This is a genomic window from Albidovulum sp., from assembly GCF_008933605.1.
Classification (GTDB): Bacteria; Pseudomonadota; Alphaproteobacteria; order Rhodobacterales; family Rhodobacteraceae; genus Albidovulum.
The window spans coordinates 1-9,322 of record NZ_WBUS01000121.1; the positions used below are offsets into that span (position 1 = coordinate 1).

General features: G+C 68.4%; 9 protein-coding genes. 8 read left to right on the forward strand and 1 reads right to left on the reverse strand.

Features of this window, described 5'->3' with window-relative positions:
* Nucleotides 1–48 precede the first annotated feature (48 nt).
* Nucleotides 49–1,014 carry a tellurium resistance protein gene (locus F9K34_RS14180; protein WP_291337622.1) on the reverse strand — a complete coding sequence of 322 codons (966 nt, stop codon included), beginning with the start codon at nucleotides 1,012–1,014 and terminating at the stop codon, nucleotides 49–51.
* 206 nt (nucleotides 1,015–1,220) lie between these two features.
* Here F9K34_RS14180 and F9K34_RS14185 point away from each other — a divergent pair, with 206 nt between their 5' ends.
* The 8 genes from F9K34_RS14185 (at nucleotide 1,221) to F9K34_RS14220 (ending at nucleotide 9,156) form a co-directional block, all read left to right on the forward strand.
* Nucleotides 1,221–2,105 (forward strand): DMT family transporter, encoded by an 885-nt coding sequence (locus F9K34_RS14185; RefSeq protein ID WP_291337623.1) that lies wholly within the window; start codon nucleotides 1,221–1,223, stop codon nucleotides 2,103–2,105.
* Between the two features lie 100 nt (nucleotides 2,106–2,205).
* Nucleotides 2,206–3,300 carry an outer membrane protein transport protein gene (locus tag F9K34_RS14190; protein ID WP_291337624.1) on the forward strand — a complete coding sequence of 365 codons (1,095 nt, stop codon included), beginning with the start codon at nucleotides 2,206–2,208 and terminating at the stop codon, nucleotides 3,298–3,300.
* A 111-nt stretch (nucleotides 3,301–3,411) separates the two neighbouring features.
* Nucleotides 3,412–4,356, forward strand: coding sequence for a DMT family transporter (locus F9K34_RS14195; protein WP_291337625.1), 945 nt, complete (start codon nucleotides 3,412–3,414; stop codon nucleotides 4,354–4,356).
* Nucleotides 4,357–4,384: 28 nt separating this feature from the next.
* A complete protein-coding gene (locus tag F9K34_RS14200; protein WP_291337626.1) occupies nucleotides 4,385–5,263 on the forward strand; it encodes an ATPase in 879 nt (292 codons plus the stop codon).
* A 39-nt stretch (nucleotides 5,264–5,302) separates the two neighbouring features.
* A complete protein-coding gene (metA, locus tag F9K34_RS14205; RefSeq protein WP_291337627.1) occupies nucleotides 5,303–6,220 on the forward strand; it encodes a homoserine O-acetyltransferase MetA in 918 nt (305 codons plus the stop codon).
* A gap of 99 nt (nucleotides 6,221–6,319) precedes the next feature.
* Nucleotides 6,320–7,222, forward strand: coding sequence for a polyphosphate kinase 2 (gene ppk2 / locus F9K34_RS14210; RefSeq protein ID WP_291337628.1), 903 nt, complete (start codon nucleotides 6,320–6,322; stop codon nucleotides 7,220–7,222).
* A complete protein-coding gene (locus F9K34_RS14215; protein ID WP_291337629.1) occupies nucleotides 7,215–7,832 on the forward strand; it encodes a TetR/AcrR family transcriptional regulator in 618 nt (205 codons plus the stop codon). The genes ppk2 and F9K34_RS14215 overlap by 8 nt, the downstream gene beginning before the upstream one ends.
* Before the next feature lie 100 nt (nucleotides 7,833–7,932).
* Nucleotides 7,933–9,156 (forward strand): MFS transporter, encoded by a 1,224-nt coding sequence (locus tag F9K34_RS14220; RefSeq protein ID WP_291337630.1) that lies wholly within the window; start codon nucleotides 7,933–7,935, stop codon nucleotides 9,154–9,156.
* Nucleotides 9,157–9,322 lie beyond the last annotated feature (166 nt).

Consider the following 9,322-nt stretch of genomic DNA (forward strand, 5'->3'; position numbering starts at 1 on the left):
GGCCGACGCGGCGGGCCTCGCCCTCGCCCGCGCCTGGGTGGCGCTGATCTAGGCGGTGGCCGCGTTGGTCTTGATGGCAAGCTGCCCGCGCGCCCAGGCGGCCACGACCTTCCAGGCGATCGGCAGCGTCACGAGCGTCGCCGCGATCAGCGCCACGCCGCCCGGCAGACGCCACACGCCGCCGAGGCCGAGCCAGAGTCCGGCGGTGGCGGCGAGCGGGAAGGTGAAGGCGCCCCAGAGCGCAGAGAACCCGGCCTCGGTAAGCCAGCGGGCCCGCGCGATGAACCACAGGAGCAAGAGTCCCGCGACCCCGCCGCAGCCGAGCGCGACCGCGTGCAGTTCCAGCGCCTGCGCGACCTGACCGAAGAGCGCGACCGGCGCGAGGTGGATCGCGAGGAGCGGGCGCAGGGGCGCCGGGACCGTCTCCTTGACCAGTTGCTCCGCGCTCACGGCCCAGACGAGCGCAGCGATCACCGCGGTCACGACGAAGAGGCCGAGCGCCGCGAGGTAATCCTCGAACACCGCCGCCGCAAGCGCGCCGATGATGAAACCGACGAAGCTCAGGTGCCAGACCGGCGTAACTCGGCGCTGTTCGGCCGGACCCGTCACGAAAACCCAGGCAAAGACAAGAACGACGGCACCGTGGAGCGCGAACGCGCACCAGAGAAGCGCTTGGGCAGCCCCCGGCAGATAGGGCGCCAGGGTCAGCGAGAGCAGGTAGAGGCAGAGCAGCATCGCCGCCACCCCGGCCCGGCCGGGCAGGATCCTGAGCTCCTCCACAAGGACCGCGGGCCGGCGCAGCACCTTCACCGAATAGGCCAGCAGCCCGAAGAGAAAGAGCAGGGTGACCGCCCCGAGGATCGCCTCGGCGACGCCGGCGGGCAGGTCGAACGCGCTCTCGCCCCGCCGCCAGGCGAGGCCGAGACCGAAGAGCCCCATGATCGGGGGGAAGATCGCGGGCGGAACCCGCCGCCAGAGCCCCGGTGGGGTGGGTGCCGGTGGTTTGAATGCCATGCTGCTGCCTCGGGTCGTTTTTGTGCACTCTGCCGACCTCCCCGGTGTTCCGCGAGCGAAAAGAGAGGTTTAGCGGCGATTTTTCACAGGCGCGACTTTCTCGCAGCAGGGCGCCCTCCCAAGGCACCGCGCCAGGGACCGGCTGGACAACGCAGCCGATCCCGGCCAAGACGGGCGCGCCGGAAAGCTGCCCGGGCGGAGAGGACATGGCGCCGAACATACATCGCCCGGTTGCGGCGGCACTCTGGATGGTCGGCTCCATCGTGGGCTTCTCCGCGATCGCGGTCTCGGGGCGCGAGATCGGTGCCGAACTCGACACCTTCGAGATGATGCTTTTCCGCTCGATCATCGGGCTCGTCGTCGTGGCCGCGCTGGCGATCGCGACGGGGCAGGGATCGGCGATGGCACCCCGCCATCTCGGGCGGCACCTTTTCCGGAACCTCCTGCATTTCGCCGGCCAGAACCTCTGGCTCTACGCGCTCGCCCTGATTCCGCTCGCGCAGCTCTTCGCGCTCGAGTTCTCCGCACCGGTCATGGTCGCGCTGGCCGCGCCGCTGTTCCTCAAGGAACGGCTCACGCCGGCGCGCGCGCTCTCGGCGCTCATCGGCTTCCTCGGGGTCCTCGTCGTCGCGCGGCCCGGATCGCTCGCGGCGTTCTCGCCGGGGCTCGTCGCCGCCCTTCTCAGCGCGGTGGCCTTCGCGGCGACGGCCCTTGTCACCAAGACCCTCACCCGGATCACCCCGGTCATGGCCATCCTCTTCTGGCTGACGGCGATGCAGACCGGCCTCGGCCTTCTCACCGCCGGCTGGGATGGCGACATCACGCTGCCCGGAGCGCGCACCCTGCCCTGGGTCCTGGTTCTCGGCCTGGCCGGGCTTCTCGCCCATCTCGGCCTGACGAAGGCCCTGTCCCTCGCGCCGGCGGTGGTGGTGACGCCGCTCGACTTCCTGCGTCTGCCGCTCATCGCCGTCGTGGGCATGGCGCTTTACGGCGAGCAGCTCGATCCCGTCGTGCTGGTCGGCGGCGCGGTGATCTTTGCGGCGAACTGGATCAACATCCGCGCCGAGACGCAGTTCCGCGGCGTCACATGAGGGTGGTGCGACCTTAATACGCGACGTCATTGATTGACGGAGCCGCGGCGGACGACATACCTTCGGCCCACATAACCATAACACGTTAGGGATGAGGACTATGGGACGTGTTCTAGTGACGGCCGGCGCGTTTGCCGTGGGCGCGACATCGGCCTTTGCGGGGGGAATCGAGCGTTCGGCACAATCCGTTGCCCCGCTATTCGAACCAGGCCACTACTTCGAATTCTCGCTCGGGACGTTCAACCCCGGGGTGAGCGGCGACGGCACCGGCTTCTTTGCGGGCACTTCAAGCGGCGACATGGCGCCCGACTACCAGACCTTCTCCTTCGCCTACAAGCGCGCGCTGAACGAGAAGCTCGACCTCGCGGTGATCGTCGACCAGCCGGTGGGTGCCGATGTGAGCTACCCGGCGGCCAGCGCGCCCTACCCCTTCGCCGGCTCCACGGCCGAGGTGCGCTCCACAGCCGTGACCGGCCTCTTGCGCTACAAGCTCCCGTCGAACTTCTCGGTCTATGGTGGCCTGCGTGCCGAAGCCGTGAAGGGCAACGTCAACATCATCGCCCCCGTGCTGACTCCGGCCTTCACCAACTACCGGCTGAACGCCGACACCGACTACCGGCTCGGCTATGTCGTCGGGGTGGCATGGGAGAAACCCGAGATCGCCGCGCGGATCGCGCTCACCTACAACTCGGCGATCAAGCACACCTTCGACACCGTCGAGACCGGCCTCGCCCCGATCGCCCTCGCGGGCGAGATGGACGTGGAGATCCCGCAGTCGGTCAACCTCGAGTTCCAGACCGGCATCGCCGCCGACACCCTCCTCTTCGGCTCGATCCGCTGGGTGGACTGGACGGTCTTCGACATCACGCCGCAGTTCCTGGCCACGCCCATCGTCTCCTACACGGACGACGTGATCACCTATAACCTCGGCGTCGGGCGCAAGTTCAGCGAACAGTGGTCCGGCGCCGTCATCCTCGGCTACGAAAAGACGAACGGCACGCCGGTCGGCAACCTCGGTCCGACCGACGGCTACAAGAGCATTGCGCTCGCCGCGACCTACACGGTCGACAACGTCAAGATCACCGGCGGCATCCGCTATGTCGATATCGGCGAGGCCACGACCTCCACCATCGGCTCGAGCTTCACCGACAACTCGGGTGTCGGCCTCGGCCTGCGCGTCGCCTACAGCTTCTGATCAGGCCGCGAAAGGATGGGAAGGCCCCGCGCAGTCGCGGGGCCTTCGCTTTTGATCCTCTTGCGCAGGTTCCGGGTGGCGTGCCGCCGCCGTCGCGGATAGCGTCGCGCCATGTCACACGCGGTTCCCCAGCAGAAGATGTCGCGCTCGGCCTGGGCGCTTCTCCTCCTCCTCTCCGCGATCTGGGGGGCCTCGTTCCTCTCCAACCGCGCGGCGCTCGAGGAGGTGCCGGTGCTGAGTACGGTCGCCTTCCGGGTGACGGGCGCCGCTGTCGCGCTCTGGGCCTGGATCGCCCTTCGCCGCCTTCCGGTGCCGCGCGACCCTGCATTTCTCTGGCGCTTCGCGGTCATGGGCGTCCTGAACAACGTCATTCCCTTCACGCTCATCGTCTGGGGTCAGAGCCATGTCCCCTCCGGACTCGCCGCGATCCTCAATGCGACGACGGCCGTCTTCACCGTTCTCGTCGCCACCTTCGCCTTCGCCGACGAGCGGCTGACACTGCGCAAGGGTGTTGCCGTCCTCCTCGGCCTCGCAGGGGTCGCAACGGTCATGGGGCGCGATGCCGTCACGGCCTTCGACCCGGCCTCGGCGGGTCAGCTCGCCATCCTCGGCGCCTCGCTGTCCTACGCCTTCGCCGCGACCTTCGCCCGCAGCGCCGCCAAGGGCCTCCGGCCCGAGGTGTCGGCCGCCGGTATGCTGACCGCCGCCTCGCTTTTCGTGGTGCCCGTCGCGCTCTGGATCGACGGCGCGCCGGCCCTCGACTACCGCCCGGCGACCTGGGCGGCCCTCGGATACCTCGCCTTCGCGGCCTCGGCGCTCGCCTATCTCCTTTACTACGCCGTCCTCGCCCGCGCCGGCGCCGGCAATCTCAGCCTCGTCACGCTGATCATCCCGCCCTTCGCCATCGCGCTCGGCGCCCTCGTCTATGACGAGGCGCTGCCGCTAAACGCGCTGGCCGGCTTCGCGGTCCTAGCTCTCGGGCTTCTCGTCCTCGACGGCCGCTTTCCCCTGCCGGGTTTCAAGAAAGAGCGTGAAAGTCCCGCGGCTTCCCGCTAATCAGCCGGAAACCCCGACGGAAGGCGAGATGATCTACAGATCCGCAGACGACTGGCGCGCGGCCGCGAAGAAGCGGGTGCTTCTCTTCGGCATGTCGGGCCTCGGCAAGACCCATGTCTCGAACCTCCTGCGCGACGCGGGGGACTGGTTCCACTACTCCATCGATTACCGCATCGGCACGCGCTACATGGGCGAGCACATCGCCGACAACTTCAAGCGCGAGGCGATGAAGGTGCCGCTGCTGCGCGACCTGCTGATGACGGATTCGGTTCACATCACCTCCAACATCACCTTCAACAATCTCGCGCCGCTCTCGACCTACCTCGGCAAGCCCGGCGATCCTGCAAAGGGCGGCCTGCCCTTCGCCGAATACATGACGCGGCAGGAACAGCACCGAGAGGCCGAGATCGCGGCGCTCCTGGATACCGGCCGGTTCATCGACCGCGCCGGGGCGCTCTACGGCTACGACCATTTCGTCTGCGACTCGGGCGGCTCCATCTGCGAGGTGGTGGAGCCCGGAGATCCCGGCAACCCCATCCTCTCCGCGCTGTCGGACGTCGTGCTCCTGATCTGGATCGCCGGATCCGAGGCGCACACCGCCGAGCTTGCCCGCCGCTTCGACAAGGCGCCGAAGCCGATGTACTACCAGCCCGCCTTCCTCCGCGCCGCCTGGAACGAATATCTCGGCACCAATGGCCTGAAGGAGCACGAAGTCGATCCCGACGCCTTCGTGCGCTGGACCTATGCCCGCGCCATGGCCCACCGTCAGCCGCGCTATGCCGCCATGGCGCGGCACTGGGGCGTCAAGGTCACGGCCGAAGAGGTCGCCGAGGTCCGCTCCGCCGACGACTTCGTCGAGCTTGTCGCCCGCGCGATCGACGCCCGCACCCTTGAGCGCGGCGCCTGACGGCGCTATCTCCGGCATTCCCGACAGAAGAGAGAGACGATGCCCATCACCCTGCCCGCGACGCTTCCCGCCTTCGAGGTCCTCTCGAAGGAAGGCGTCATGGTGATGACGCCGGACCGCGCCGCGCACCAGGACATCCGGCCGATCAGGATCGGGCTTCTGAACCTGATGCCCAAGAAGATCCAGACCGAGAACCAGTTCGCCCGGCTGATCGGCGCGACGCCCCTTCAGATCGACTTCCAGCTGATCCGGATGAGCGAGCATCAGACGAAAAACACCGCCGCCGAACACATGGCGGCCTTCTACCGCCCCTTCCAGGAGGTGAAGGCGGAGAAGTTCGACGGCCTTATCATCACCGGTGCCCCGATCGAGCATCTGCCCTTCGAGGAGGTGACCTACTGGGACGAGCTCTGCGAGGTCATGGACTGGACGCAGACCCATGTCCATTCGACCTTCGGCGTCTGCTGGGGCGGCATGGCGATGGCCTATCACTTCCACGGCGTGAAGAAGCACATGCTGGACCACAAGGCCTTCGGATGCTTCCGCCACCAGAATCGCGCGCCCGCCTCGCCCTACCTGCGCGGCTTCTCCGACGATTTCGTGATCCCGGTCAGCCGCTGGACCGAGATGAAGGAGGCCGAGATCGAGACCGCGCCGGGCCTCAGGACGCTTCTCGGGAGCGATGAGGTCGGCCCCTGCCTCGTCGAGGACACCTGCCACCGCGCGCTCTACATCTTCAACCATTTCGAATACGACAGCGAGACGCTGAAGCAGGAATACGACCGCGACGTGGCCAACGGCACGCCGATCAACGTGCCGCAGAACTACTATCCGGACGACAATCCCTCGCGCCCGCCGCTCAACCGCTGGCGCAGCCACGCGCATCTGCTCTACGGCAACTGGATCAACGAGATCTACCAGACGACGCCCTTCGAACTGGAGCGCATCGGCGCCTGACGGCAAGGTGGCGGCGGGCCCCGCCGCGCCTGCGGCCCCGATTGCGCCCGCCCCGGCGATGGTCATACTGGCCGCGTCATGACCGCGAGGAGGTGTTTCATGGCCAAGAGCGACGCGACGGCGCCCGCCCCCGGCGCCATCCCCTTCGTCGGCGACATCACGAAGTTCCTCATGGAGGAGGCACCGGCCCACGTCCGCAGGGCCATCGGGAAGGCCGGCAAGCACGACATGCTGTCGGAGGATTTCCCCTATGACGAGGAGATGAAGGGGAAGGATTACGACGACCACATGGAGAAGCTCCAGGTGGAACTCGTGAAGATGCAGTACGGGCTCAAGGCAACGGGCGGGCGCCTGGCGATTCTCTTCGAGGGGCGCGACGCGGCCGGCAAGGGCGGCGCCATCGAGCGGATGCGGGAGAACATGAACCCGCGCAACGCCTATATCGTCGCCCTGCCGAAACCCACCGAACGCGAGGCGACGCAGTGGTATTTCCAGCGCTACGTGGACTGGCTGCCGGCGGCGGGCGAGGTCGCGCTCTTCGACCGGTCCTGGTACAACCGGGGCGTGGTGGAGCAGGTCTTCGGCTTTTGCACCGACGCCCAGCGCAAGCTCTTCTTCCGCCAGCTCCCGGATTTCGAGAAGATGCTGGCCGAGGAGGGGATCACGCTCGTCAAGCTCTGGCTCTCGGTCGGACGCGCCGAACAGTTGCGCCGCTTCCTCGCGCGCGAGAAGGATCCCCTGAAGCAATGGAAGCTCAGCTGGATCGACGTCGAGGGCCTGAAGAAGTGGGACGCCTATTCCGAGGCCATCGCCGAGACAATGGCGAAATCGCACACCAGAACCGCGCCCTGGACGGTGCTGCGCGCCGACGACAAGAAGCGTGCCCGGATCGCGGCGATCCAGACCGTGCTTCACGCCGTGGACTATGCCGGCAAGGACAAGGCGGCGATCGGCCGGGTTGACACGAAGATCTGCGCCGGCCCCGACATCCTGAATGTCTAAGCGCGGCTACCATCACGGCAACCTCCGCCAGGCGCTGATCGACGCGGCGCTCGCGCTGATCGAGCGGCAGGGACCGCAGGGCTTCACGCTGTCCGACGCGGCGAAGTCCGCGGGCGTGACGCCGGCCGCCGTCTACCGCCATTTCGCCGGGCGCGACGACCTCATCGCCGAGATCGCCCGGCAGGGATTCGAGATCTTCGCCGACCTGATGGACCATGCCTTCAACGAGGGCAGGCCCTCGGCGCTTGCCGCCTTCGAGGCGACGGGGCGCGCCTACCTCGCCTTCGCGCGTAAGTTCCCCGGCCACTACATGGCGATGTTCGAAAGCGGGATCTCGCTCAACGCAAATCCCGACCTCGCCCGCGCCGCAGATCGCGCGCGGCAGGTCTTCACGCGCTCGGCCGAGGCGCTGTCGCAGCACATGCCCCCCGGCAAGCGACCGCCCGCGTCGATGTTCTCGGCCCATATCTGGGCGCTGAGCCACGGGGTGGTGGAGCTATACACCCGCGGCGCGCCGGGTGCGCGCGCGCCCTTCCCGCCCGAGGACATCCTCGAGACCGGCATCGGCATCTACCTGCGCGGCCTCGGCCTCCTGCCGCCCGACGCCTGAGTCGCTGCCGGCGGCCCCGGCACTCGCCCGCGAGATTTCCGCAAGCCGTCCTGCAGAAGAGCCCTTGCCGAGGGCACCCCCGGACGACTAGGGATCGCCCATGGCCACCGCAGATCCTTCCCTGACGCAAGACGACGATTCCCGCGCCCGACGCAACGTCTGGGTGCTGGTCGCCGCGCAGGCGGTCCTCGGCGCGCAGATGCCGATGATCTTCACCGTCGCGGGGCTTGCCGGGCAGATGCTGGCGCCGAACCCCTGCTGGGCGACGCTGCCGATCTCGATGACCGTGCTCGGCTCGATGACGGCGGCCACGCCGCTGTCCGCCCTGATGGCGCGCCATGGCCGGCGGGCGGGCTTCTGGCTCGGCGCCGGGGCCGGCGCCGCCGGGGCCGCCATCTCGGCCTTCGGCCTCTTCCGCGGTTCCTTCGCGATCTTCGTCATCGGCGCCTTTCTCACCGGGTTCTACATGTCGGCGCAGGGCTTCTACCGCTTCGCCGCCGCCGACACCGCCTCGCCCGCCTTCCGGCCGAAGGCGATCTCCTGGGTCATGGCAGGCGGGCTCGCCTCGGCCATCGTCGGGCCGCAGCTGGTGAAGGTGACGGCCGAGGCGATGCCGGTCACGTTCCTCGGCACCTATCTGGCCGCGGCCGCCGTGAACATCCTCGGCGCCCTTCTCTTCTTCTTCCTCGACATCCCGACGCCGCCACGCCGCGCGGAGGGCGAGCCCGCCGGCCGCGTCCGCGGCGCGATGCTGCGCGACCCGACGATCGCCGTCGCCATGATCTGCGGCATGGTCAGCTACGCGCTGATGAACCTCGTGATGACCTCGACGCCACTCGCCGTCGTCGGCTGCGGCTTCGGCAAGTCGGATGCCGCCAATATCGTCTCGGCGCATGTCCTGGCCATGTTCATCCCGTCCTTCTTCACCGGGCACCTCATCGCCCGCTTCGGCGCGCCGGTGATCGTGGGCACCGGCCTTGCCATCCTCGCCGCTGCTGGCGCGGTCGCGCTGACGGGCGTGGAGCTTGAACGCTTCTACGCCGCGCTCGTCCTTCTCGGGATCGGCTGGAACTTCGGCTTCATCGGCGCGACGACGCTCCTCTCCACCGCCCATGCGCCGGAGGAACGCGGCCGCATCCAGGGGATCAACGACCTCGTCGTCTTCGGCGGCGTCACCGCGGCCTCCTTCGCCTCGGGCGGGCTGATGAACTGCTCGGGCACCAGCGTTGTCGCCGGATGGCAGGCGGTGAACCTCGCCATGATCCCCTTCCTCGTCCTCGCGGGTGCCTCGATCATCTGGCTGGCAATGCGTCCCAGGGCCTGAGCGCCTGGCGCCCAGCCACCGGGATATTTCCGCAACCAGGAAGCCGGGGCGGTCAGACGCGGCCGGTGAGCGCCGCCCAGAGGAGGCGGCCGCGTCGCTCGAACTCGGAGGGCGCGAGGTCGCCGGCCGCGACGCGCGACGGGGCGGCCACCGCCCGCCGCAGGAT

Excerpts from the sequence above, each read along its gene's own strand:
- ppk2 (WP_291337628.1), top strand. The coding sequence starts at position 6,320 with ATGGCCAAGAGCGACGCGACGGCGCCCGCCCCCGGCGCCATCCCCTTC.
- F9K34_RS14215 (WP_291337629.1), top strand. The coding sequence starts at position 7,215 with ATGTCTAAGCGCGGCTACCATCACGGCAACCTCCGCCAGGCGCTGATC.
- F9K34_RS14185 (WP_291337623.1), top strand. The coding sequence starts at position 1,221 with ATGGCGCCGAACATACATCGCCCGGTTGCGGCGGCACTCTGGATGGTC.
- F9K34_RS14200 (WP_291337626.1), top strand. The coding sequence starts at position 4,385 with ATGATCTACAGATCCGCAGACGACTGGCGCGCGGCCGCGAAGAAGCGG.
- F9K34_RS14220 (WP_291337630.1), top strand. The coding sequence starts at position 7,933 with ATGGCCACCGCAGATCCTTCCCTGACGCAAGACGACGATTCCCGCGCC.
- F9K34_RS14190 (WP_291337624.1), top strand. The coding sequence starts at position 2,206 with ATGGGACGTGTTCTAGTGACGGCCGGCGCGTTTGCCGTGGGCGCGACA.
- metA (WP_291337627.1), top strand. The coding sequence starts at position 5,303 with ATGCCCATCACCCTGCCCGCGACGCTTCCCGCCTTCGAGGTCCTCTCG.
- F9K34_RS14180 (WP_291337622.1), bottom strand. The coding sequence starts at position 1,014 with ATGGCATTCAAACCACCGGCACCCACCCCACCGGGGCTCTGGCGGCGG.
- F9K34_RS14195 (WP_291337625.1), top strand. The coding sequence starts at position 3,412 with ATGTCACACGCGGTTCCCCAGCAGAAGATGTCGCGCTCGGCCTGGGCG.